Annotated in this window: 25 protein-coding genes; 13 read left to right on the top strand and 12 right to left on the bottom strand. The window is 39.8% G+C overall.

Going from position 1 to position 25,222, the window contains the following annotated elements:
* Nucleotides 1-59 precede the first annotated feature (59 nt).
* Complete coding sequence (gene der, locus BN8061_RS04100) at nucleotides 60-1,367, top strand: ribosome biogenesis GTPase Der (RefSeq protein WP_068596742.1); 1,308 nt, start codon at nucleotides 60-62, stop codon at nucleotides 1,365-1,367.
* A 107-nt stretch (nucleotides 1,368-1,474) separates the two neighbouring features.
* Nucleotides 1,475-3,004 carry an IS1182 family transposase gene (locus tag BN8061_RS04095; protein ID WP_068596427.1) on the top strand — a complete coding sequence of 510 codons (1,530 nt, stop codon included), beginning with the start codon at nucleotides 1,475-1,477 and terminating at the stop codon, nucleotides 3,002-3,004.
* Nucleotides 3,005-3,111: 107 nt separating this feature from the next.
* Here the strand turns inward: BN8061_RS04095 and BN8061_RS04090 are convergent, their stop codons facing one another.
* Both BN8061_RS04090 and BN8061_RS04085 read right to left on the bottom strand, forming a co-directional pair.
* Nucleotides 3,112-3,513, bottom strand: coding sequence for a DUF4296 domain-containing protein (locus BN8061_RS04090; protein ID WP_068596740.1), 402 nt, complete (start codon nucleotides 3,511-3,513; stop codon nucleotides 3,112-3,114).
* Complete coding sequence (locus BN8061_RS04085; RefSeq protein ID WP_068596737.1) at nucleotides 3,510-4,232, bottom strand: polyprenol monophosphomannose synthase; 723 nt, start codon at nucleotides 4,230-4,232, stop codon at nucleotides 3,510-3,512. Before BN8061_RS04085 ends, BN8061_RS04090 begins: the two co-directional genes overlap by 4 nt.
* A 68-nt stretch (nucleotides 4,233-4,300) precedes the next feature.
* Between BN8061_RS04085 and BN8061_RS04080 the strand changes: the two genes are divergently transcribed.
* The 3 genes from BN8061_RS04080 (at nucleotide 4,301) to recJ (ending at nucleotide 7,491) form a co-directional block, all read left to right on the top strand.
* Complete coding sequence (locus BN8061_RS04080; RefSeq protein ID WP_094745850.1) at nucleotides 4,301-4,960, top strand: DUF4271 domain-containing protein; 660 nt, start codon at nucleotides 4,301-4,303, stop codon at nucleotides 4,958-4,960.
* A gap of 9 nt (nucleotides 4,961-4,969) precedes the next feature.
* A complete protein-coding gene (locus BN8061_RS04075; protein WP_068596734.1) occupies nucleotides 4,970-5,719 on the top strand; it encodes a uroporphyrinogen-III synthase in 750 nt (249 codons plus the stop codon).
* A 65-nt stretch (nucleotides 5,720-5,784) separates the two neighbouring features.
* Entirely contained in the window at nucleotides 5,785-7,491 is a 1,707-nt protein-coding gene (gene recJ / locus BN8061_RS04070; RefSeq protein ID WP_068596732.1) for a single-stranded-DNA-specific exonuclease RecJ, read from the top strand.
* Between the two features lie 111 nt (nucleotides 7,492-7,602).
* On the opposite strand, the gene rsmI is transcribed toward recJ, so the two are convergent.
* The 3 genes from rsmI to BN8061_RS04055 all read right to left on the bottom strand — a co-directional run bounded on the left by rsmI (nucleotide 7,603) and on the right by BN8061_RS04055 (nucleotide 10,635).
* Nucleotides 7,603-8,280 carry a 16S rRNA (cytidine(1402)-2'-O)-methyltransferase gene (gene rsmI, locus BN8061_RS04065; protein ID WP_068596731.1) on the bottom strand — a complete coding sequence of 226 codons (678 nt, stop codon included), beginning with the start codon at nucleotides 8,278-8,280 and terminating at the stop codon, nucleotides 7,603-7,605.
* A 73-nt stretch (nucleotides 8,281-8,353) separates the two neighbouring features.
* Nucleotides 8,354-8,854, bottom strand: coding sequence for a DUF4252 domain-containing protein (locus tag BN8061_RS04060; protein WP_154662247.1), 501 nt, complete (start codon nucleotides 8,852-8,854; stop codon nucleotides 8,354-8,356).
* 44 nt (nucleotides 8,855-8,898) lie between these two features.
* On the bottom strand, nucleotides 8,899-10,635 hold the full coding sequence (locus BN8061_RS04055; RefSeq protein WP_262509365.1) for a 1-deoxy-D-xylulose-5-phosphate synthase: 1,737 nt from the start codon (nucleotides 10,633-10,635) through the stop codon (nucleotides 8,899-8,901).
* A gap of 80 nt (nucleotides 10,636-10,715) precedes the next feature.
* Between BN8061_RS04055 and BN8061_RS04050 the strand changes: the two genes are divergently transcribed.
* Genes BN8061_RS04050 through BN8061_RS04035 form a run of 4 tightly spaced genes read left to right on the top strand, consistent with a single transcriptional unit; the run spans nucleotide 10,716 to nucleotide 14,377 of the window.
* The gene (locus BN8061_RS04050) at nucleotides 10,716-11,297 is read left to right on the top strand and encodes a DUF3109 family protein (protein WP_068596725.1); all 582 of its coding nucleotides are present in this window, start codon (nucleotides 10,716-10,718) and stop codon (nucleotides 11,295-11,297) included.
* 6 nt (nucleotides 11,298-11,303) lie between these two features.
* Complete coding sequence (locus BN8061_RS04045) at nucleotides 11,304-12,968, top strand: DUF6909 family protein (protein WP_068596723.1); 1,665 nt, start codon at nucleotides 11,304-11,306, stop codon at nucleotides 12,966-12,968.
* Between the two features lie 25 nt (nucleotides 12,969-12,993).
* Nucleotides 12,994-13,980 carry a Gfo/Idh/MocA family protein gene (locus BN8061_RS04040; RefSeq protein ID WP_068596721.1) on the top strand — a complete coding sequence of 329 codons (987 nt, stop codon included), beginning with the start codon at nucleotides 12,994-12,996 and terminating at the stop codon, nucleotides 13,978-13,980.
* A 4-nt stretch (nucleotides 13,981-13,984) separates the two neighbouring features.
* Nucleotides 13,985-14,377, top strand: coding sequence for an acyl-CoA thioesterase (locus BN8061_RS04035; protein WP_068597923.1), 393 nt, complete (start codon nucleotides 13,985-13,987; stop codon nucleotides 14,375-14,377).
* 42 nt (nucleotides 14,378-14,419) lie between these two features.
* On the opposite strand, the gene BN8061_RS04030 is transcribed toward BN8061_RS04035, so the two are convergent.
* Complete coding sequence (locus tag BN8061_RS04030; protein ID WP_068596719.1) at nucleotides 14,420-15,343, bottom strand: bifunctional riboflavin kinase/FAD synthetase; 924 nt, start codon at nucleotides 15,341-15,343, stop codon at nucleotides 14,420-14,422.
* A 180-nt stretch (nucleotides 15,344-15,523) separates the two neighbouring features.
* Here BN8061_RS04030 and atpD point away from each other — a divergent pair, with 180 nt between their 5' ends.
* Complete coding sequence (gene atpD / locus BN8061_RS04025) at nucleotides 15,524-17,032, top strand: F0F1 ATP synthase subunit beta (protein WP_068596717.1); 1,509 nt, start codon at nucleotides 15,524-15,526, stop codon at nucleotides 17,030-17,032.
* 76 nt (nucleotides 17,033-17,108) lie between these two features.
* The gene (locus BN8061_RS04020) at nucleotides 17,109-17,402 is read left to right on the top strand and encodes a F0F1 ATP synthase subunit delta/epsilon (protein ID WP_068596715.1); all 294 of its coding nucleotides are present in this window, start codon (nucleotides 17,109-17,111) and stop codon (nucleotides 17,400-17,402) included.
* 86 nt (nucleotides 17,403-17,488) lie between these two features.
* Here BN8061_RS04020 and BN8061_RS04015 read toward each other — a convergent pair whose 3' ends face one another.
* From BN8061_RS04015 to BN8061_RS03990, 6 genes are all read right to left on the bottom strand, one after another.
* Nucleotides 17,489-17,992 carry a hypothetical protein gene (locus tag BN8061_RS04015; protein ID WP_068596713.1) on the bottom strand — a complete coding sequence of 168 codons (504 nt, stop codon included), beginning with the start codon at nucleotides 17,990-17,992 and terminating at the stop codon, nucleotides 17,489-17,491.
* 157 nt (nucleotides 17,993-18,149) lie between these two features.
* Nucleotides 18,150-18,590, bottom strand: a complete 441-nt coding sequence (locus tag BN8061_RS04010; protein WP_068596711.1) for a hypothetical protein — start codon at nucleotides 18,588-18,590, stop codon at nucleotides 18,150-18,152.
* A 99-nt stretch (nucleotides 18,591-18,689) separates the two neighbouring features.
* Nucleotides 18,690-19,004, bottom strand: coding sequence for a hypothetical protein (locus BN8061_RS04005; protein WP_068596709.1), 315 nt, complete (start codon nucleotides 19,002-19,004; stop codon nucleotides 18,690-18,692).
* Complete coding sequence (locus tag BN8061_RS04000; RefSeq protein WP_068596707.1) at nucleotides 19,001-19,576, bottom strand: peptidase associated/transthyretin-like domain-containing protein; 576 nt, start codon at nucleotides 19,574-19,576, stop codon at nucleotides 19,001-19,003. The genes BN8061_RS04005 and BN8061_RS04000 overlap by 4 nt, the downstream gene beginning before the upstream one ends.
* Complete coding sequence (locus BN8061_RS03995; protein ID WP_094745849.1) at nucleotides 19,567-20,337, bottom strand: GLPGLI family protein; 771 nt, start codon at nucleotides 20,335-20,337, stop codon at nucleotides 19,567-19,569. The genes BN8061_RS04000 and BN8061_RS03995 overlap by 10 nt, the downstream gene beginning before the upstream one ends.
* A gap of 691 nt (nucleotides 20,338-21,028) precedes the next feature.
* Nucleotides 21,029-23,293, bottom strand: coding sequence for an NADP-dependent malic enzyme (locus BN8061_RS03990; RefSeq protein WP_068596703.1), 2,265 nt, complete (start codon nucleotides 23,291-23,293; stop codon nucleotides 21,029-21,031).
* Nucleotides 23,294-23,413: 120 nt separating this feature from the next.
* Here BN8061_RS03990 and radA point away from each other — a divergent pair, with 120 nt between their 5' ends.
* Together radA and BN8061_RS03980 are read left to right on the top strand one after the other, a co-directional pair.
* Nucleotides 23,414-24,775 (top strand): DNA repair protein RadA, encoded by a 1,362-nt coding sequence (gene radA / locus BN8061_RS03985; protein WP_068596702.1) that lies wholly within the window; start codon nucleotides 23,414-23,416, stop codon nucleotides 24,773-24,775.
* 57 nt (nucleotides 24,776-24,832) lie between these two features.
* Nucleotides 24,833-25,222 carry a CD225/dispanin family protein gene (locus tag BN8061_RS03980; protein ID WP_068596700.1) on the top strand — a complete coding sequence of 130 codons (390 nt, stop codon included), beginning with the start codon at nucleotides 24,833-24,835 and terminating at the stop codon, nucleotides 25,220-25,222.

The raw sequence follows: 25,222 nt of genomic DNA, 5'->3' as shown, positions 1-25,222 counted from the left end.
AATCGTAAAATCACACGGCGCATACTTTATATTAGAATCGAATAACTTACCTTTGCAGCATGTCTAATATAGTAGCAATTGTAGGAAGACCAAACGTTGGTAAATCTACGCTGTTCAATCGTTTGGTGCAAAAACGCCAAGCTATTGTAGATGATGTTTCGGGTGTAACGCGAGATCGTCATTACGGTAAAACCGATTGGAATGGTGTTGAATTTAGCGTAATCGATACTGGTGGGTATGTCGTAGGGTCTGATGATACCTTTGAAGAAGAAATTCGTAAACAAGTTGAATTAGCTGTAGACGAAGCAAATGTAATTTTGTTTGTGGTAGATAATCAAGTTGGATTGACGGATATGGATAAGGAGGTTGGCAATCTTTTGAGACGCACCAAAAAGCCTACATTTTTGGTTGTAAATAAGGTTGATACCAACAAAAATTTAGAAGATTCGTACGAGTTTTACAACCTCGGCTTCGAAAAATTGTACACCATTGCTGCCATGAGTGGTAGCGGAACAGGAGACCTGTTGGATGACGTGGTCAACAGTTTCGAAACGCGAGAGTATGTAGATCCGTTCGAAGGTTTACCAAGAATTGCCATCGTGGGTAGACCCAATGCTGGTAAATCTACGTTGATCAATGCCTTGTTGGGCGAAGAGCGAAACATTGTAACCGACATTGCAGGGACAACCCGCGATTCGATTGAAACCTTGTACAACAAATTCGGTCATGAATTTGTTTTGGTAGACACGGCTGGTTTGCGTAAAAAAGGAAAAGTTTCTGAAGACTTGGAATTTTATTCGGTGATGCGTGCCGTAAGAACCATCGAAGAATGTGATGTTTGTGTATTGGTGGTCGATGCCGTGCGAGGAATTGAGTCACAAGATTTGAATATTTTGTATCTCGCAGAACGCAACCGAAAAGGCGTGGTAATTCTGATCAACAAATGGGATTTGGTCGAAAAAGAAACCAACACCATGCGCGATTTCGAACAAATGGTAAAAAACAAAATCGCACCCTTTACCGATGTGCCAATTCTCTTTATATCTGCTTTAGAAAAACAACGTATTCACAAAGCGATCGAAACTTTTATGCGGGTAAATGAGAACCGTAATCGACGAATAAAAACAAGCAAACTGAACGAGATGATGTTGCCGTTGATCGAGATTACCCCTCCGCCAGCTTACAAAGGGAAATACATCAAAATAAAATACGTAACGCAATTGCCTACCAGAACGCCACAGTTTGCGTTCTTTGCAAATCTGCCGCAATACATTCGAGAGCCTTATAAGCGCTTTATCGAAAATCATTTGCGAAAAGAGTTTGACTTTTCTGGGGTGCCTATTGAGATTTATTTCAGAAAAAAATAAAACGAAGCCGTCTCACAACTGAGGCGGTTTTTTTATATAAATAATGGATTGATTATTAGGTGATTAATATAGAATTCACTATATTTAACTACTTAATTTTCAGCGAAATGAACTATAGAATTAAAGAATATAACCAATCCCAAAACTGGTTATTTCCACCTTCGATAGAAGAATTAATTCCGACTAATCATCCAGTAAGAATCGTAAACAACGTAGTTGAGAAGATAGACTTAAAACCTCTTTTAGAAACTTACAGTCGGGAAGGTCATCCTAGTTATCATCCTAAAATGATGCTCAAAGTGATGGTTTACGCTTATATGGACAATATTTATTCCAGTAGAAAGATCGAAAAAGCCCTCAATGAGAACATAAACTTTATGTGGCTTTCTGGTAGAGAAAGCATCGACCATAATACGATAGCCCGATTTCGAAGCAATAAGTTAAAAGCCGTATTCAAAGACATCTTCAAACAAGTGGTATTGCTTTTGGCAGAAGAAAAATTAGTGAGTCTCAAACGAGTTTATACAGACGGCACCAAAATAGAATCGGTAGCTGGAAGATACACCTTTGTCTGGGGAAATTCCATCAAGACCAATCGGGAGAAAATGATCAAACAATTAGAGGATATGTGGCAATACGCGCAGTGCGTTGCTGATGAAGAAGACCAAGATCCCGAGCCACCGGAGTTCAAAAAACTTGATCCTGAAAAAGTCCAACAAGCCGCAGATAAAATCAACCGAATCCTAAAAGAAAAGTCTGACGATCCAAAGAAAAAAGCCAAATCCCGTTACATCCAAAAGAATTTTGCGCCAAACTTAAAGAAATACCAAGAACAAGAAAAGTTACTACAAGAACGCAACTCCTACAGCAAAACCGATCCCGATGCGACCTTTATGCGCATGAAGGACGACCACATGCAGAACGGACAATTAAAACCCGGCTACAATGCACAAATCAGCACCGAAAACCAAATCATCGTCAACTATACCTTACATCAAGACACCAACGACATTCATACTTTAAAACCTCATTTAGAAAACCATAAAAAACTCTACAATGAGCTTCCCGAAGAACTCACCGCAGATGCAGGATACGGAAGTGAAGAAAATTACGAACTTTTGGAGGACAAAGCAATCAAAGCCTTTGTAAAGTTCAACACCTTTGACCAAGAACAAGGTAAATCAAAGAAAAGAAAAAATCCCAAACCCTTTGAACGAGACTCACTCTATTATAATGAAGCGCAAGATTTTTATGTATGCCCGATGGGACAACGTATGGAAAAGCGCGGTGAGCGAAAAGTCCAAACAAAGTCAGGATATAAGCAAACCTATAGTTGTTATAGCGCTAAAAACTGCAATGGATGTCCGCTCAGAAGCCAGTGCTTCAAGGGGAAAAACAACAGGACAGTAGAAAGGAACCATAAATTAGAATACCACAAACAAAAAGCAAGAGAACTTCTCACATCCGATATCGGAGAAATAAGAAGAAAACAAAGAACTGCTGATGTCGAACCTACATTTGCCCAACTCAAACACAACCGAAACTTCAAAAGATTTACCCTAAAAGGAATTGAAAAAGTGGAATTAGAGTTCGGATTGCATGCTTTAGCTCATAATCTGAAAAAGATGAGTGCGTAAACAAGAATAATAACTCATCTTTTTCTAAATTATTAAATTGAGTTGGTTTTTGACCTCAATTTTTTAATCATAAAAAAACCGTCCCGATTTTATAAACGAGACGGCTTCTATTGCATATTTTTTTTCATGGCTTCTTCTTGCGCTTTTTGTTCTTTGATTTTTTCGTCTCGCAGTTTCTGAGCTTCGGGCGAAAGCATGCTCACCAATTTATCTTTTGCATCGCTCAGTAAATCATTCATGATCGCTGGGTCTGAACAATAATATTTATAACTCGATTCGAATTGTTCGTAGCTTACTTCGTGTTTTTGTAAAACCGACCAAGCACTTTTTGCATATTCCTCTATCGATTGGTTGGCGACTTCGTTTTGTGTCAGACTTTGTTGCAGATACAAATCGGCCAACAATTCAACCATTTTACTTTTGCTTATAGCATTTTCTGGTTTTGGGAGATTGGCTTTCTCACAACTCCAACACAATATCAACCCGAGAAATAAATAGAAAGTCCTCATAGTTTTCCTAATATTTTGCTTATTCGCAATGCGATGACACCAAAAACCGCTTCGCCCATAATGTTGGCACTGATTTTAGATTCGCCCAAAACGCGATTGGTAAAGATGATGGGCACTTCTTGCAACTTGAATTTTTTTACCCAAGATTTATATTTCATTTCGATTTGAAAACCATATCCCCTGAAACGGATTTTGTCTAAATCGAGCGTCTCTAAGACCTGAGCCTTGTAGCCTACAAACCCAGCGGTGCTGTCGTGGATCGGTAAACCGGTGATGATTTTCACATATATCGAAGCAAAATAAGACATCAAAACGCGATTCATGGGCCAATTGACTACGTTTACTCCTGTAAGGTACCGCGAACCTATCGCCACACTTGCACCATGATCCAAAGCGGCCTTCAGTTTTGGCAAATCGTTTGGATTATGGGAGAAATCGGCATCCATCTCGAAAATATAGTCGTAATGGTGAGCTAGTCCCCATTTGAATCCGTGTACATACGCTCTACCCAAACCATCTTTTGTATTTCTAACGGATAGAAATAGTTGGTCTGAAAAGGCGTATTGTAATTGTTTTACGATTTCGGCCGTTTTGTCTGGAGAATTGTCGTCTACAACCAAGATATCGAAACGTTCATCGAGTGCTATCACAGCACGTACAATCGCTTCAATATTTTCTTTTTCGTTGTAGGTTGGTATAATCACCAAACTTTTAGACATTGGCTATAAAATTTGAAGAGTCAAAGATACGCATTACTTGACTTCTTTTTTTATTTTTGCAAAAGATTATGATATTACTAGAGCTTACCCCAATTGCCCGTTTTGCCCCTACGCCCGATTGGGTGCTGTATACACTCATGGGATGTATTGCGATGATCTGCGTGGGCAAACTGTTATTTGCATCAAAGTTCAAGGCGCTTACCAATCGCATAGAATACTTGAGCCTGCAAGACGAGAATGTTGTGTTCGGTTTTCTGGTCTATTTACTTACCTTAGTACTGTCAACTTTGATGGTGGTCCATTTTTTTGATGTCAACCTATTCCAAGTCAGTCGACCGTTTGCAAAATTTTGGTTGGTTTTTGGTCTAATTGCCGTGATCATGTTGGTAAAAACCGCAATGGAAATTGCGTATAACAAAGCCTTTTATGCAGAAGAAGAATTTAATAATTTCTTTGGGAACTCGAGTTATATCAATGCAAGAAATGTTTTAGCCTTACTTATCATCTGTTTTTTATTCTTTTACAGTCCGATCAACAAAGGTTACATCATCATTGCATCTGCTATTATATTAATTGCTAATCGCTTATGGGAGCTGTATAATCGATATTTTTCAACAGCGGGCAATTTTTACGAAAATTGGTATCATAATATTTTGTACCTTTGCACACTGGAAATTTTACCGATTATGGTTTTAATCAAATTATTACTGATGGGTAAAGTAATCTAAAATTCTATAATGAGAGTTAAATCTATATTAGTTTCACAACCAAAGCCTCAGAGCGAGTCTTCTCCTTACTATGAAATCGAGAAGAGCAACAAAATCAAAATCGATTTTAGGCCTTTTATTCAGGTGAAAGGGGTAGATGCCAAGGATGTAAGACAACAGAAAATCGACTTTTCGAGAATCACGGCAGTAATTTTCACAAGTCGTAATGCCATCGACCACTTCTTCAGATTAGCAGAAGAATTGCGTTATACTGTTCCCGACTCGATGAAATATTTCTGCGAATCGGAAGCCATTGCGTTTTATTTACAAAAATATATCGTCTACCGCAAACGGAAGATTTACATCGGAGAAAAAGTTTTCAAAGATTTGATTCCGTTATTCAAAAAACATAAAGAAGAACATTTTCTATTGCCATGTTCGGATGTGATGAAAGATGACATTCCGAATACCTTGAACACGCTGAAATTAGATTGGCAAAAAGCAATCCTTTTCCGTACAGTTTCGAGCGATTTGTCTGATTTGGAAGATGTGAAATACGACATATTGGTTTTCTTTACACCGTCTGGAATAAAATCGTTGTTCGAAAATTTTCCAAATTTCAAACAAGATAGCACGCGCATTGCTGCCTTTGGAAAATCGACGGTAGACATGGCAAAAGAATGCGGTCTGAGGATCGACATTGAAGTGCCAACCAAAGAAACACCATCGATGACCATGGCACTCGATAAATATGTGAAGCAAGTAAACAAAGGGAAATAAAATTTCCCTTTTTTTGTACTATACAGTTTCTTATCTTTACCTACTTATAAATTTATATTACCGCCATGAACAATCGTTGGATAATTGAAGCACAACCCGCCCAAGAAGATATTGAACGCCTGCAGGAGCAAATAAATGTTCCCGAGGCTTTGGCTGTGGTGTTGTTGCAACGAGGGATCCAAACGTTCGATCAGGCAAAAGCTTTTTTCAGACCGTCATTAGATGAGTTGCACGATCCTTTTCTGATGAAAGATATGGATCAGGCTGTCGAAAGAATCAATCGGGCTATAGCGAAAGAAGAAAAAATTCTAATTTACGGCGATTACGATGTAGACGGTACCACTGCTGTTACCTTAGTTTTTCAATTTCTTATTCAACACTATCAGAACATAAGTTTTTATATTCCAGACCGCTACGAAGAAGGTTACGGCATTTCTTTCCAAAGCATAGATTTTGCTCACGACAACGACATTTCGCTTATAATAGCGTTGGATTGTGGTATAAAAGCATTGGATAAAATAGAATATGCCCAGAAAAAAAATATCGATTACATCATTTGCGATCACCACCTTCCTGGTGCAGAAATACCCGAAGCAATTGCGGTTTTAGACCCAAAAAGAGAAGATTGTCAATACCCATACAAAGAGCTCTCTGGTTGTGGAGTCGGATTCAAATTGATGCAAGCCTTTGCAACGAGCAACAACATTCCGTTTGCAACCTTAGAGCCAATGCTCGATCTTTTGGCTGTGAGCATTGCCGCCGATATCGTGCCGATTACAGGTGAAAATAGAATTTTGTGTCATTTTGGACTGAACCGAATCAACACTTCGCCCAGACCAGGTTTCCAGAAAATGATTCCAGACAACATCAAAGGAAATCTCAACGTGTCGAATTTAGTTTTTAGCATCGCACCAAAAATCAATGCGGCTGGTAGAATTCAACACGCTTCCAATGCGGTTCGGCTCATGTTGAGCGAGGACGAACACGAGGCGGTAAAATACCTCAATCAAATCACCAAACTCAACAACGAACGTCGAGAATTGGATTCTGATATCACCGTTTCTGCACTCAACCAACTTTCTAAAATAGACCAACAACAACGCTACACTACAATTGTTTACCATTCTGAATGGCACAAAGGCGTAATCGGGATTGTAGCCTCTAGATTAGTTGATATTTATTACAAACCAACTTTGGTTTTTACCAAGGGCAATGATGGCGAATTGGTCGCTTCGGCAAGGTCTGTAAAAGGCTTTGACGTTTACCAAGCAATCAACCTCAACTCGCAATTTCTCGAGAAATTTGGAGGCCACATGGCAGCAGCTGGATTGACGTTGAAGGAGGAAAATTTCGACGCGTTTATCGAAAGTTTTGAAGAAACGGTAAAAAAAACGATCAAAGAATCACAACGAATTCCGACCATTGAAATCGATAAAGAAGTGAAACTGAAAGAAATCAATTCTTCTTTTTTGAAAATTCTTCGCCAAATGGGGCCTTTTGGACCAGAGAATATGAATCCGACTTTCCTTACTCGAAATGTTTTTGCTTCAGATATTCGATTGATGGGCAAAGATGGCGAACATTTACGATGCAAAATTCACCAAGAAAACGATCGGATGACATTTTCGGCAATCGGATTCAAACTCGGGAAACACTTCGAAAAAATAGATGCCGGCTGCAAATTCGACATGGTCTATACGCTAGAAGAAAATTTTTGGCAAGGCATGGCAACTTGGCAATTGAACATCAAAGATATACGATTTATTCCATAATTTTTTTCGGAGCCAAAGCGTGCAAATTGCAAACAGCAAATCGATGCAATACGAGGGTTTAAAAATATTAATAATTAAACCTTTTCGAATCCAATTTAGAACTTAATAAAACTATGCTTTCGCACCTTCGACAACCAATACCATCTCCCCTTTCAGGTTTCGGGATTCGGTAATTTTTATCAGCTCTTCCAAGGTTCCGCGTATGGTTTCTTCGAACTTTTTAGAAATTTCTCGTGAGAGGCTGGCGCGTCTATCCTTACCCAAAACGTCGGCAAGATCGCGAATGGTACGCGAAATTTTATGCGGTGATTCGTAGAAAACCATCGTATTTTTTTCAGACTGCAAACTTTCTAATTTAGTCTTTCGTCCTTTTTTTACAGGTAAAAATCCGACAAACGAAAATTCGTTATTAGGCAAACCCGAAACAACTAATGCCGGGACAAACGCCGTGGCTCCCGGCAGGCATTCGATCAAGATGTTGTGATCGACACAGGCTTTGGCTAGAAAGTAGCCTGGATCTGAGATTCCTGGGGTTCCAGCGTCTGTGATCAACGCGATTTGTTGACCATCTCGCAATTGTCTAACGATATCGTCGGTCGCCTGATGCTCATTGTGCATATGGTAAGAACGCATGGGAGTAGCAATCTCATAATGCTTCAACAAAATTCCGCTGGTTCGGGTGTCTTCGGCAAGTATGAGGTCTACTTCTTTCAGAACTTCTATTGCCCGAAAGGTGATGTCTTTCAGGTTACCGACAGGCGTTGGGACAAAGATTAGTTTACCGCTCATGTTGCAAATATATAAGAAAAAAGCCTGACAATTCAGGCTTTGTGAGGAGGGTTTTAGAAATAGAATTGATTTCTTATTTGAGTGATAAAATATCGATAAGATCTTCGACAAAATCATCGCTTACATTTTCCAAAGCATTTTCTAAGGTTTCTTTGGAAACATCCATTTTAGATTGCAACACCAAAACACTTTTGAAACCGCTGACACCCATTACCAGGCTTTTTACACGGTCTTTATCTTCGAGCATGGCAACGTTCAGTGTTTTACTTCCTTTTTTCAATTTCACTGGTAGTGAATAATGGTCGCCTCTCGTTCCTGCTTTCAGATCGTTCATGACGCGATTCATTTTACCGTCCGTAACATTCGTCATCACAAAAACTTTCGAAGACTTCAGATATTCTGTAAATTCGACATTGCCACCAAATTTCCCTATGGCTTTCAGGGCGAAATTGGGAATTGCCACCAAGGTTCCTTGCTTTTTGTATTTGTCGTAGAAGCCGTCCATACTATTCACGGTACTGCAGGCCGATAAAAGCAAACAGCTGATGATTGTAAAGGAGATTATTTTTTTCATTTTCGACGTTTTTCTTTCTCCTACGCAATTCTTATGCCCAAGCGTCAAGCATTTAGAAATTGTCGGATATTTAACAAAATCGACTCGTCGTCCAACCCTATTTGTTGCTCCAATTCTTCGATGGTTGCATGCAGAATAAAACTATCGGGATAACCGAATGTCAACACATTTCCTTGGTAATTCAACGCTGCCATTGCTTTACGTATAGCCTCTCCAAAACCGCCATTCATTATGCCGTCTTCATAAGTTAGGATATATTCGAACGATTTTAATTGCTCCAAAACGTCGAAATCTAAAGGCTTGATGAAAGCAAAATCGATTAAATGAATATGTTCTGATAATTGATTTTTTCGGATGATCTCCAAAATGCGTGACGAAAGTTTTCCTGTTGAACAAATTGCGAGTTGGGTTCCGAACGAAAGCGTTTCCGACTTGCCGATTGTCATCAATGCTGGGCTGTAGGCTTTATCCGATAAATCGATTGCGTTTTTCGGATAGCGAATAGCAAAAGGCCTCGAAGTGAATTGAGCCGTGTACAATAAATTTCTAAAGTCGGTTTCGTTTCTTGGCGAACTCACCACTAAATTCGGTATACTGTTCAGAAAACTGATGTCGAAATATCCGTGATGTGTCGCACCATCCGAACCAACAATCCCAGCTCGATCGATACAAAAAACAACTGCAAGATTTTGTAAGGCTACATCATGGATGACTTGATCATAAGCCCGTTGCAGAAAAGTGGAATAAATCGAAACATACGGGACAATGCCCTGCGTCACCAATCCAGCGGCAAACGTAACGGAATGTTGCTCGGCAATGCCCACATCGAACACGCGATCGGGGAATTTTTCTCTGACTTGGACGAGATTGCTACCAGTAAGCATGGCAGGCGTAATGGCGACCATCGCACGATTTTCTTGCATCAGTTCGATCATGCTCTCCCCAAAAACATCTTGATAGGTTTTCTGTTTATTTCCGCTGAGGAGCTCTCCAGTAAGCTTGTCAAACTTCCCTGGAGCATGCCATTTTACTTGATCGAGCTCAGCTTTTTCGTAACCTTTTCCTTTGATGGTTTTCAGGTGGATGATTTTAGGTCCATTTATTTTATCGGCAAGCTCAAAAGCTTTTAATAATTCGGTAAAAGAATGTCCGTCGAAAGTTCCAATAAAATGCAGGCCTAAATGTTCGAAAAAATTGGGTCGCTGTTGATCCAAATGAGCAAAATGTGTTTTCAGAGCGCCCATCGAAGGATCGATTCCGATCGAATTATCATTCAGTATAATGGTGACATCCAAATCGGTATCGCCCAGATGGTTGAGTGCTTCCATTGCCATACCAGAAGTGATCGAAGCGTCTCCGATTACCGCAATATGTTTGCGATTTTCGTTTTTCAGATTTGACGCTCGTGCCATTCCCAAAATTGCAGAAATAGACGTCGACGAATGCCCAACACCAAAGGTGTCGTACTCGCTCTCCTTTCGCTCGGGAAAACCAGCGAGACCGCCTTGCTGACGAATGGTATCGAATGCATCTTTTCGCCCGGTAAGAATTTTGTGCGGATAAGCCTGATGTCCTACATCCCAAACCAACAAATCGGCTGGAGTTTGGTAATAATGATGCAACGCAATCGTCAATTCGACCACGCCGAGGTTTGCCCCGAGATGCCCGGGTTTTATCGAAAGCGTTTCCAAAATAAATTCACGAAGTTCGTGTGCCAACAATTCCATTTCTGGAATCGAAAGCTGACGTAAATCTTTTGGGTATTGAATGTTTTCTAACAAAATTCTTCTGCTATGTAAAAAGCAAAATTACATTATTTCGCATATTTATCGTACCTTTGAAGATTACAAAAAAACGAAAAATGTTCCAAATCGGAAAAACTCTCGTGTCAGAGGAATTATTGAGTGAAGAATTTGTTTGCAACCTTTCTAAATGCAAAGGAATTTGTTGTGTAGAAGGTGATGCAGGCGCGCCGTTGGATGACGACGAGTTGGATATTTTGGATGATATTTACGAAGACGTAAAACCATTCTTGCGCCAAGAAGGAATCGAATCGATTGAGCAACAAGGGAAATATACCATTGATGAGGATGGAGATTGGACAACTCCGCTCGTAAATGGTAAAGAGTGTGCGTACCTCATTTTTGATGACAAAGGCTACTCAAAATGCGGAATAGAAAAAGCATACGACGCGGGCGCAATTGATTATAAAAAACCCATTTCGTGTCATCTATATCCGGTGCGTGTTAAGAAATATTCAAATTTTACGGCAGTCAATTATCACGTTTGGAATATTTGTTCGGATGCATGTACCCTAGGAAAAGAATTGAAAATAAACGTAGCAACATTCACCAAAGACGCCTTAATTCGAAAGTTTGGAGAGGATTGGTACGATGAATTAATGTTAGTCGATCAAGAATTTAGAAAAACACTAAAAAAATAATTGAACATGTCAATTTCAAGAGCAAGAAGATCAACAGACGCCATCGAGCGAATTTATATTTCTATGCGCCACTTGTTTCATCGTGGCGTTTTTCGAATTTCAGGGAAACCTGGGAAGATTTTGAGAAATTTATTATACGAGATCAACCCAGAAATTTACGGTTCGATGAAGGATCCAGAAAAAGTAGAGTTGAATGGTCTGATGTATGTTTTGGATCGTTTGCCAGACGGCATTGTAGAAACGCCTTTTGTAAACTTTACAGCAGACGAAGGCTACGACCGCTCGATTTTCACACCGATTCTTCCCAAAAAAAGACGTCGATTTTGTTATCGAATCGATGAAGACCAAATGAACATCGAGATTACGCGTGGTCGTTCGGAGGTATACGATATTTTAACGCACCTAACTTTTCTCTACAACGAGGCCGACAAGATTGCCAACCGAGCGTTCAACAACACATCGCTGAACAAACATCGCATCTGGGAACAAATAGAAAATATTGCGATAAACAATATCGAACTCAATCGGAAAGATCGCGAAATCGCCCTGATGCACTTGGCAACAATATTGGGTAGAACCTTCGAAGAAACGCAAGAAGTTCATAAATACTTCAGCGAGCCAAATGATAAAGAAAAATTCTTCAAAATTATCTACTGGATGGGTAAAACGAGTCAGCAAGACGAAAATGGCGTCAAAAAACGAGAAATCAACTTCACCTCAACCCTACGCGAATCTATTGGCCATCATGTGATTGGCGAAGCGTGGGCAAACGATATAAAGAAAACGCTACTCAAAAACAATTTACAAGAGAAAAACCTGCACATCATCAGCGCCAACATGCATTCGGTCATGAATATTTTGTTTGCATTTGATGCTTTGAATCAAACCTATTCGCCTAAGACAGATTTGGATTTGTTCAAAGAAATCAGTGCAGAAAAAAACAAGATGATGCGCGAAGAATTGAATCGTTTTTCACAAGAAAATGGTTTGATTTCGATCAAAGATAAATCAGGAACCAATATCGATGTACAAATTATAGATTTGAGCAAAGTAAACATGGTCAACACTGCATTTTCTTACGTAAAAGACAAAGAAAACGACGTCTTGATTGTGATGGATTATGCATTTGGCGAACAAGCATTCGAAGCGATGGATGAATTGTTGAAACCCTACAAAAACAGCAAAACTCCATTCAAAATGAATGTAAAATCTATTTCTATCATGGGTAAAGCTGGGATTTTGGAAGGTGAAAAAGGCGATATTATGATTCCGACAGCCCATGTTTTCGAGGGTACCACAGACAATTATCCGTTCTACAACGAATTGTCGGCAGAGGATTTCAAAGGAAATCGTTTGGGCGTGTACGAAGGGACCATGATTTCGGTTTTGGGAACATCGTTGCAAAACAAAGATGTATTAGAATACTTCAAAAATTCGTCTTGGCGCGCAATTGGATTGGAAATGGAAGGAGCGCATTATCAAAAAGCGATTCAAGTAGCCTCGAAAATACGTCATCATATCGATACCGATGTCAAAGTTTTGTACGCTTACTACGCATCCGACAATCCGTTGGAAACAGGAAGCACCTTGGCTTCGGGCGGACTTGGATTGACTGGCGTGAAACCAACCTATCTCATTACCCAAAAAATATTAGAAAAGATCATAAAATAAATTTACCTTCGGGTAAAATACAAACATGACAAATTTTTCCATTTTAGGATTTGGACATATCGGGCGCGTGCATTACGAAGCCATCAAAGAAACCGAAGACGCCAATTTGATTGCCATTGTAGATTTGCACAAGCCAGATATAGATGAAGAAGAACAAGCAAAATGCTACGATACCTTGGAAGAGTTTCTTTTGCAAGACACTCAAACCGATGTGGTGGTGATTGCGACGCCAAATGGTTTGCACACCGAGCACGCAATTCGTTGCCTGAAGGCAGGAAAACACGTGCTCATCGAAAAACCGATGGCACTGAATGTAGACGATGCTTTGCAAATTTTACAAATATCAAACACCTACAATCGACGCGTATTTTCTTCGATGCAATTGCGTTTTTCGCCGGTGGTACAATTTGTAAAAAACCTGATCGACCAACACGCTTTGGGAAAAATCTATATGGTGAACATCCAATGCTATTGGAACCGAAATAAAAACTATTACAAACAACGCGAATGGCACGGCAGCGAAACCATGGACGGCGGTGTATTGTTTACCCAATTCTCTCATTTTGTAGACATTATGAATTATTGGTTCGATGAGGTGGTTTGCCAACAGTCGCAGCAATTCAATTTCAATCATCAAGATGTAACCGAGTTTGCCGATAGCGGAAAGCTTGATTTTGTTGCCGATGGCGCAATCGGAAGCATGACGTATACGACCTCGGTTTTCAACAAAAATTTCGAAAGTCACATTACACTCATTGCCGAAAAAGGGACGGTGAAAATTGGCGATCAATACCTGAACAAGTTGCTCTATGCAGATATGAAAAACGTGTGTTGCTCAGAAAAAATATCGACCGAGCAGAAGAATTTTCATCCGAATGCAATCAACGAGATTTGTGAAACACTGAGCGAAAATCGCCAATCGATATTGGACGGAGCGCACGCGGTGAATTTGGTAAAGTTTATAGCAGATGCCAACACACTGGCAAAGCAACAACTATATTTTTCGAATTGAGGCGATGAATTTCCATACACGAAAATGGGTAAAACCCGAAGATTTGAATCCGAACAAATCGCTATTCGGCGGTAAATTGCTGGCTTGGATAGACGAAGAGGCGGCGTTGTACTCGATCATCCAACTCGAAAATCCGCATGTGGTAACCAAATTTATGTCTGAAATCGATTTTCAGGCATCGGCAAAAGAAGGTGACATCATCGAAATTGGGTTAGAAGTAGTGAAGTTTGGTCGTACTTCTTTGGTGCTGAAATGCGAGGTACGAAACAAAATGACACACCAGACCATCATCACGGTAGAAAAAATAACGATGGTGAACCTCGATGCCGACGGCAAACCCAAACCGCATGGCAAAACGCAGGTAGAATACGTAAAAGATCGTTTGGCTAAAAAATAGACTTTTTCGCTCTATGCAACTTCAGAGGTCTATTGTTGGCAATTATGAAAAATTTTTCAAGGTAAATTCTCTGTCTTGATTCATGGCATTTACCAGCTCGTCCAACGAACCGAATTTTTTTTCTTCTCGAAGGTAGCTCAATATTTCGACTGTTAGCGTTTCGCCATACAAATCACCCGCAAAATTCAGCACGTGCACTTCTAGGCGAAGCTCTCTAGAATCGGTAACCGTTTCTCGATAGCCAATGCTCAACAGCCCAAGATATTGACGTTGGTTGTGAAAAACATTTACCGCATAAACGCCTATTTTCGGCACGATTTTGTGCGGTTCCAATCGAAGGTTAGCTGTCGGAAAACCAAGCGTTCGACCGAGTTTGTCGCCGTGCATTACCTCGCCAGACAGCGTAAAAGAATGCCCCAGGGCATGACGAGCATACGCGATATCGCCTGTTTTGATGGCATGCCGGATTTTAGTGGAACTGATTGGCGTTTCGTTTTCGCAAATTTCATCGATTCGAATCAAATTAAATCCAAATTCACGTGACAATTGGCTCAGCTGCTCAAAATTCCCTTCGCGATTCTTCCCAAAATGATGATCGTACCCAATCACCAAAGTATGGATATTGAGTTTCCCGATGAGATAGGTTAACACAAAATCGCGAGAACTCAGTTGCGAAAACGCCTTGGTGAAAGGATGACGTATAAAATTTTGCAATTGGTAACGCTCCAAAATTTCTTCTTTTTCGCGTTCGGTTGTAATCAATTGCAAATCGAAATCGGGCTGCAAAACCAGCCTCGGATGCGGTTGAAAAGAAAGCAAAACACTCTCGCCCTCAACTTCATCAGCAATCGCATTCAACTGCTGTATAATTTTTTGATGCCCTTTGTGCACACCATCGAACATGCCCAAAGTGAGCACAGGATTTTGGATGTTTTGGCATTCTTCTATAGAGGTAAAAACTTTCAATTTATTGTTTTTACAAATGTAAGTTGTTTAAACCTTTTTGGCAAAAGATTAAGGCTTTCGAAAAGTCGAATAGTTGAGTTGTTAAAATATAATGATAAAAATCTTAAAAAGCGTGCTGTAAAATCCATTGATAAACATTACCTTTGCACCCAAATATTTAAAACTAAATCATTCGAGATAATGGCAAATCAACAAAAAGGTAAAATTTCACAGGTAATTGGTCCTGTAATCGACGTTATTTTTGATAACGTAGAAAACCTTCCAAAAATTTACGATGCGTTAGAGGTTCCTCGTGAAGGGAAAGAAACGCTTATCTTAGAAGTTGAGCAACACATTGGTGAAGATACCGTGCGTTGTATCGCAATGGACAGTTCAGACGGCTTACAACGCGGGCAAGAGGTAATTGCAGTTGGTAAACCAATCATGGTGCCAATAGGCGAAGCGATCAATGGGCGTGTATTCAACGTGGTGGGTGATGCTATCGATGGTTTAGGAAATATCGATAAAGAAAACGGATTGCCAATTCACCGTCCGGCTCCAAAATTCGAAGACCTTTCGACTTCTACCGAAGTTTTGTTCACAGGGATCAAAGTAATCGACCTGATTGAACCTTACGCAAAAGGAGGTAAAATTGGTTTGTTCGGTGGTGCTGGTGTTGGTAAAACTGTATTGATTCAGGAGTTGATCAACAATATCGCGAAAGGACACGGAGGTTTATCGGTATTCGCAGGTGTGGGTGAAAGAACTCGTGAAGGTAACGATTTGATTCGTGAGATGATCGAATCTGGAATTATAAAATACGGTGACGACTTTGCAGATTCTATGGAAGAAGGCGGATGGGATTTGTCGAAAGTAGACAAAGAATTGATGAAAGAATCTAAAGCATCGTTTGTTTTCGGTCAGATGAACGAACCTCCAGGAGCTCGTGCTCGTGTTGCTTTGACAGGGCTTACATTGGCAGAATATTTCCGCGATGGTGACGGGCAAGGGCAAGGACGCGACGTGTTGTTCTTCGTAGACAATATCTTCCGTTTTACCCAAGCAGGTTCTGAGGTATCGGCTCTTCTAGGTCGTATGCCATCTGCTGTAGGTTACCAACCAACATTGGCAACAGAAATGGGGGCTATGCAAGAACGTATTACCTCTACAAAAAACGGATCGATTACATCGGTACAAGCAGTATATGTGCCTGCCGATGACTTAACAGATCCTGCGCCAGCTACAACGTTTGCGCACTTAGATGCAACTACGGTATTGTCTCGTAAAATTGCTTCGTTGGGGATTTATCCAGCGGTAGACCCGTTAGATTCTACCTCTCGTATCCTTACGCCAGAAATCGTTGGCGAGGAACACTACAAATGTGCTCAACGCGTAAAAGAAATCTTACAACGCTACAACGCATTACAAGATATTATTGCAATCTTGGGTATGGAAGAGTTATCAGAAGAAGACAAATTGGTGGTACACCGCGCACGTCGTATTCAACGTTTCTTATCTCAACCATTCCACGTGGCAGAGCAATTTACTGGTATCCCAGGGGTATTAGTTGATATCAAAGACACCATCAAAGGATTCAACATGATTTTAGATGGTGAGGTTGACCAATATCCAGAAGCAGCTTTCAATTTACGTGGTACAATTGAAGAAGCAATCGAGGCTGGTGAGAAAATGTTAGCTGAAGCTAAATAAGATTTGAATAAATCCTTTATATTTGGAGTACTTACGTTGCATAACTTAAGTACTCTTTTTTTAAAAATTAAAAACTATGCGTTTACAAATCGTAACTCCAGAATATGTAGTCTTTGATGCCGAAGTAGACTCGGTAACCTTACCAGGAAAGGATGGTGAATTTCAGATTCTGAACAACCACGCTCCTATTGTTGCCACTTTGGGCGAAGGAACGATCAAAATAAAAGTGCATTCTAAAACATTCCAAGACTTCGACAACAAGTCGGGAAAAGTGTATCATTCGCCTGCCGACGAACATGTTTTTTTGTTCGATATCAAAGGGGGTGTTTTGGAAATGAACAACAATGTAGTATCGGTATTAGCGAGCTAATTTACCGCTTAGCTGCAAACGAATAACACAAAATAATCGTGACAAAATCTAAGTTTTGTCACGATTTCTTTTTTATAAACCTTCTTTTAGAACGATTTAAAACCCAAACGCAAGCCAACGGTTGGTAATACATTCATTTGTTTGTTCTGGAAGTCGTAATTCACACCTCCACCCGTAAAGGCATTCAAGACAAATTTTGTCCCAAAATTTCGCTGTATTCCCCAATGCAAGTTGACAGATAAGACTTGATTGGCATCTGGATTGGAATTCCCAAAACTGAATTTGGTTTGCAATCCTAGATAATTGCCCGAGTTGAGCGCAGTGCTTTTGCCTTGTTCAGTTCGCTTATCCAAATTGTACCTATAACGCAACTCTGTACGAATATAGGGCGCTATCGAACTGAAACTGAGATCTGTTTCGAATCCATTATCGTGTACACCATATCCCAAACCAACGCCTGCAGCAGTCTCTAAAATAAATTTTCTCGACAAGGGTAATTCGTAGCTCACTCCTGCGCCAAAGGTATTGATTTCAACTTTGCCAATAGCTACTGGCGCTTCTTGTTGCGCTTGAACGTTTGCAAAAGACAAACCGCTAAAATTGTAAAGGTTTTTCTCATATAAATTATATTTTACAAGCTAAATTTAGACGAATAACTCATTATCTTTCAGAATTTAATAGGGTTTTATTACAACACCTCTTCTATGTCCATCTCGATTCCCAGCCCACACCATATTCAATGCTTTGTTACTCAATTTTATGGTTGACGTCGTTTGATTCTGCCACATGCAAATGCTGATTGAAAACTTCGTAACTGGTCGATTGATAGACCTGATGCACTATACTGTCGTGCCTGGATTTTGCTGTTAAAATAGCGTTGAGTTGAAAGACAAAATTCTTATGGTTCAAACCTTGAAAATTGTCGATTCCATTAAAAACTTGATTCAGTTTGGTGTTTTGATTTCCTTTGCTGAGGCTGTTAAAAGTTTGCAATTTTTTCCTTTCGTCAAGGTTGCTGTCCAATTCGCCTACCATGGTGAGATTGTTGACCTCTGTTTTTGCTGTGTTTTCTTGTTCGAATAGCACAGGCTCTTCTTCTTGGTAATATTCTGATGTATGGGTATTTCGCACCCGTTTCTTGTCTAACAATTGATGCGCGTTCAATTTCAGTGTGGTTCGCTTGCTCAACTTTAGCAAGTCGTTTAGGTTGAAAAATTGCAGATTATTGAAATTGGTTCGCTCGAAATCTAATGAAGACTGATAAGATGTTTCTAAAAAGGCAATCGATTAAATTGGCATATAAGCAATCTTATTCAGCCCATATTTTGTAATACCACCACGATAATCCTCTCTGGCTTCGTCGCGACCAATATTGTTGGCAAAAACAAAGGCATTGATGCTATTGTTCTCAGACAATTTCATCAGATAATTATTGCTTTTGTAACGATCTGGATAAGCATATGCCACCTCTAATTCACCAAAAACATTGCTGGCAAAATTTTTTTTCAACTTTAGATTTATCGCGTGTTTCTTGTCACCATTGAGTCCTGGTAGCAAATGATTTTCTTCGTCGTTGAGGTGGAGTTCTACGTCTTCTATCACGGTCGCATCCAGCCCTCGAGTAGATATTTATAATTTTTTCGTAACATGTCTCCACCGTTGACCATTAGGCGTTCTATGAGTTTGTTCAATACTTTAATTTTTCCTTCGGAGTCTACGTCAACTCCAGGAATTTTTTTCAATAAAGCTTCTACATTTTGTTCGTTTCCTGTGCGAAAAAAATCGGCATTGAAAACGATGGTGTCTTTGCGAACTTGTACATTGTTTTTCAGCAATACTTCTTCTAAAACAATTTCATCGTCGAAGTCAAAAGTTTCTAAAATAACCTCGATTTCGTCTAATTGATGAATTGTTATCGTTTTGGATTTGTAATCCAAACGGCTGAACTGTATGATATCTTCTTCTTGTACGTTGTGCAATTCGAATTTGCCATCTTTTGTAGTAGAAGTTGTAGCCAATATTTTATCTTTTCGTTTGTGATAAACGTTTACATTTTCTATGGGATTATGATCTTCTCCCACCACATTTCCATACAAAACCGATTGCGCATACGTCTGGAGTGAAAAAAATATTGTCGTCAAAAACAGACTGAATAGTATGCGTTTTATTCCCATTCAAATTTCAATTCTAAATCACTTCTTTGGTAAGCTGGAAAAGTTCCCTCTGGGTTAACTTGTCTCAATTTGGCTTTAATACGCGCTGGATCTACAAACTTGTGTTGAGGATATTCTTTTATCGACAGTTTTTTATATTTAGTCTTCGCTATTGGATTTTCCAACTCTTCATCAACTTTCTTGAAACTCTTCAAATGCCAAGCGTATTTGTTTTTATCCTCTGTAACTTCTACTATTGCACCCGGTAAGCCGTTTAGTTTCCAAGGCCCATAAGTAATCGGGATATCCAAGGTGTACCAAGCGGTATAGTTTCTACCACGAAAGCTGGTCGTCGCTTTTTTCACCACAAAATCATTTATCACTCGTTCTTCATCGCTCAATTGCCAGCTTAGTTGAGGAATTTCTTCCTCGAATATCATCATTTCAATATCAATCTGATCTTGTAGATACATTTTATTTGACTTCATATCCTGATACACAAGAAAATCATCAATCTTTGGGGTGGTTAAGACAATTTTATTATCATCTATTAATCCTCCTTTTTGGTTGGTACCTTTTAGATAAACCGTATAAAGCGCGACTTTGTTTTGATCATCATATTTTAGGGTAGTGGTGTAATAGTTCGTTTTAGTAAACACTGGAATGTGGTTCGAAAATTCGTACGTCAGTTGATAATTTTGGGCATTAACAAGCGTACCTATCATTAAAAAAAATAAAAATTTTTCATAAGCAATTGTTTTAATGGGCTTTATGGTTTGCATAAAACCCTGTTTTTTTTTAATCTGTCAGTACTTCTTTTGCACCTTGTGCGGCTAATAATGCACAATGACGTTCAGAACTAGCCCAAACAACAGTCACGTCAATTAAGTCTCCATTTTCATTGTATATAAAAATCCAACACCTTCCTTCTGGTGCAGTATCGTATTGATAGCCTACATTTGCTTTATTCCCTGCTAAAGCAAAAGTTCCAAAAAGTGCAAATGCACTTAAAAATAAGATTTTTTTCTTATTATTTGCTATTTTATTTTTGATACCGACTCTTTTAAGGATTTTCCGTTTACTCCTAAGTTAGCTAACTGTATTTTTATCCTTTAATTTGTTTTGTCGAGCCGATGCCAACAAGTATTAACGTAAGTAAGTTTTTCTTCATCAATATTAATTTTTGTTAATTTAAAAACTAAAATTATATAAAATTTTCATATCGGTAAAATTTTAACAGAATATATGTTTACCTAATAAAACTTAAACAGATATAAAAAGAATATTTTATTATTCACAGCCATTTTTTAATGACTTGATTCGATTTAGCGAGAACAAGAAAAACATTTAAGAAGTTTGACAATAGAAGCCTTAGCCAAACGAGCAGGGTTCAAGACAAGACAAAGTTTTTCATTAGCATTTCGAGAAGAAACCAGTTTTCGACCAACCGATTTCCTCCGAAATATGCCTTAATTATCTCGTTTGAGCATCGATCACTGCAATGGTGACCATGTTTACAATTTCGCGCACGCTACTGTCTAGCTGCAAGAGATGTATAGGTTTTTTCATTCCCAACAAAATTGGCCCAACAGCCTCGATATTTCCTAACTCTTGCAACAACTTATACGACATATTTGCCGATTCTAAATTCGGAAAAACCAAGGTATTGACCGTATGCTCTTTGAGTTTACAAAACGGGAAATTTGCCTGCATTTTTTCTTTATTCACCGCAAAATTCGCCTGAATATCGCCATCGATAATCACTTCGGGATGTTGCTCGTGTAAAATACGCACCGCCTCTTGCACTTTGGTCGGAGTTTCGCCACCATTCGATCCAAAATTAGAATACGACAACATCGCAATTCTTGGCGTGATGTTCAATTTTCTGATCGACTCGTTGAGTTGTAAGGCAATATCGACCAACTCTTGTGCGTTCGGATTCACATTTACCGTTGTATCGCCCATAAAAATAGCCCCACGATCGGTCAACATCATATACATACTCGACACTTTTGCGTGGTCTCTTGCACCAATTATTTCTAACGCTGGGCGTATTGAAGCCGAATAATTTCTCGTCATACCCGAAATCAGCGTATCTGCTTCGCCAAACTCTACCATGCAGGCTGCAAAATAATTTCGATCTTTCAACAGTTTTCGGGCGTCGTGCAAGGTAACGCCTTTGCGTTGGCGCTTCTCGTATAAGAATTGTGCATATTTTTGGTACTGCTCACTTTCTTGCTCCAAATACGGATCGATGATTTCGACATCGTCCAGTTCGAGTAAATAATCGTTGATGATTTTCTTTACTTTTTCTATTCGCCCCAAAATAATGGGTTCGGCAATGCCTTCTTCTTTTACAATTTGGGCAGCACGCAAAATTTCGTATCGATCTCCATCAACAAACACCACTTTTTTCGGGTTAGATTTTGCTGTGGCAGTCAGATTGCGCAAAATCGGATTGTCTTTACCCAATCGTTTGACGAGTTGCGTTTTGTAAGCAGCCCAATCTTCGATATTCGATTTGGCAACGCCTGTTTCCATAGCAGCTTTTGCAACAGCAGAAGATACCTCTGTAAGCAATCGTGGGTCATTTGGTTTTGGTATGATGTATTCTTTACCAAATTTCAATAAATTGTTGTTGTAGGCTCTGCTCACTTCTTCGGGTACCGATTGTTTTGCCAATTCTGCAATAGCGTATACCGCAGCAATTTTCATTTCTTCGTTGATGGTGGTAGCTCGCACATCCAATGCTCCTCTGAAAATATACGGAAAGCCCAATACATTGTTCACCTGATTGGGATAGTCTGAACGCCCAGTTGCCATGACCACATCTTGGCGAGTTGCCGTCGCCAAATCGTACGAAATTTCGGGATTCGGATTTGCCATGGCAAAAACAATTGGTTTGTCGGCCATCGTCAACAGCATTTCGGGTGAAAGCACATCGGCAGCTGATAACCCAATAAAAACGTCGGCATCTTTTATGGCATCTTCCAAGGTGTAGAGGTCTCTAGAAGTCGCATAAGTTGCCTTGCTTTCGGGTAGGTTTGAATTATCTTTTCTGATGACGCCTTTGCTATCCAACATCACAATATTTTCTCGTTTTACGCCCAACGATTCGTACATCGCCGTGCACGAAATTGCGGCTGCTCCTGCTCCATTCACCACAACCATTACCTCATCGAGACGTTTTCCTTGCAATTCGCAAGCATTGATCAAAGCCGCGCCCGAGATAATCGCGGTACCATGTTGATCGTCGTGCATGACAGGGATGTCCAACTCTTCTTTCAATCTTCTTTCGATTTCGAAACATTCAGGAGCTTTTATATCTTCCAAATTCACCCCGCCAAATGTGGGTTGCATTACTTTTACAATTTGGATAAATTCTTCTACGTTTTTGGTGTCCAATTCAATATCAAACACATCGATATCGGCAAATATTTTGAACAGCAAACCTTTACCTTCCATCACGGGTTTCGAGGCTTGTGCTCCAATATCACCCAATCCCAAAACGGCTGTTCCGTTGCTGATTACTGCCACCAAATTACCTTTGGCAGTGTATTGGTACGCATTTTCAGGATTTTTTTCGATTTCCAAACACGGCTCTGCCACGCCTGGCGAATAGGCCAAAGACAAATCTCTTTGGGTATTGGTTGGTTTGGTTGGCACTACTGCAATTTTACCTGGTTTACCCATTGAGTGGTAATGGAGTGCGTCTTGCTTACGATTGTTGTTCTTCATCACACGTTACTTTTTTACCAAATTTATAATTTTTGGGCTAATATTTTTATCTTTTCATAAATCTATTCTCCACGATTTATTAACGTTCGATTTGTTGTATTTTTGACTAAAATCTTTTGCATGGCAAAAATCAAAACAACATACCTCTGCCAGCATTGCGGCACACAATACGCTCAATGGATGGGACAATGTAAAAATTGTGGCGAATGGAACACCATTGTCGAAGAGGTAATCGACAAGGGCGAATCCAACAAACTGTGGAAAAATCCAACGATCAAAACTCCTACCAAAGCACTCAACATACGCGAGGTGAGTCCGTTAGGCGAAACCCGAATCAGTACCAAAAACATGGAACTCGATCGCGTTTTGGGCGGTGGCGTTGTGCCAGGCTCGGTGATTTTGGTCGGTGGTGAACCCGGCGTCGGAAAATCTACGCTAATGTTGCAAGTCGCATTGAAACTTGATACCATCAAAATTTTATACGTGTCGGGAGAAGAAAGTGTGAATCAGGTAAAACTGCGTGCAGAACGCATCGGGATAGAATCGAACCAATGTTATGTTCTACCCGAAACCAATACTCAGAAAATATTTGCCCACGCAAAAGAGATTCAGCCACAGATGATTATTGTAGATTCTGTGCAAACGCTTCAAACTTCGCTTATCGATTCGTCTGCGGGCACTATTTCACAAATCAGAGAAACCACTTCAGAGCTGATACAATATGCCAAAGAAACCAATACGCCTGTGATTCTCATCGGTCATATTACCAAAGAAGGAGTGATTGCTGGACCCAAAATTTTGGAACACATGGTAGACGTGGTTTTGCAGTTCGAGGGAGATCGCAATCACATCTACCGCATTTTGAGGGCCAATAAAAATCGATTTGGTTCTACTGCCGAAATCGGAATTTACGAAATGCAAGGCAGTGGATTACGCGAAGTGGTGAATCCGTCGGAGGTTTTAATAACAAAAAAAGACGAAGCCTTGAGCGGAAACGCCGTTGCGGCAACCTTGGAGGGTGTGCGTCCCATGTTGATCGAAATTCAGGCTTTGGTAAGCACCGCGGTGTACGGAACGCCACAACGCTCGGCAACAGGTTTTGACCTGAAACGCTTGAATATGCTGTTGGCTGTTTTGGAAAAACGTGCCGGATTTCGTTTAAATCAAAAAGATGTTTTTCTCAACATCACCGGCGGCATACGAGTAGATGATCCGGCGATAGATTTGGCGATCATTGCCGCTATTTTATCTTCTAATGAAGATATTACGGTGCCCGATAATTGTTGTTTTGCGGGCGAAGTGGGTTTGAGCGGAGAAATACGGGCTGTAAACCGAATAGAACAACGCGTGTCCGAGGCAGAAAAACTAGGTTTTGATGCAATTTTTGTGTCTAAATACAACAAATTGAGGGATTCTGATCATCAAATACGTATTATCCGGGTGTCGAAAGTGGAAGAGATTTATCAAAAATTGTTTCAGTAATCAGAGGGGAAATGCTAAATAATTAAGCTATTTTTAATAACACAAAAAACGTGCTTTATGGATCATCAAACACCTTTTCAACCACAAAACCAATTCGGAAATTCTTCTTTCGACTGGGAAAATCAATCTGCAAAACCGAAGAACAATTTATTGCTTGCGATTGTTGGCACGGTTGTCGGATTGTGTTCACCTTTTTGTTTTCCTGGTTTTATAGCTGGCGTTGTTGCGATTGTGATGGCAACCCAAGTCAATACTAAATACGATGCAGGCGACTATTTGGGTGCTGAAAAAGCTGCCAAAAACGCCAAAATACTTTCTTATGTCGCTTTGGGCTTAGGTATTTTAGGTTTGATTTTTTCAATCTATGCCATCGCTACAAGTGATGTAAATGTGTTTTCTGAAAGATATTTAGAGTATTTGCAACAACAAGGATACGATGTTGAATGA

It is taken from the genome of Vaginella massiliensis (assembly GCF_900089075.1).
GTDB classification, from domain to species: Bacteria; Bacteroidota; Bacteroidia; order Flavobacteriales; family Weeksellaceae; genus Weeksella; species Weeksella massiliensis_A.
Note: the sequence above shows the minus strand (reverse complement) of the source record. Positions and strands in the feature narration are given on the sequence as shown.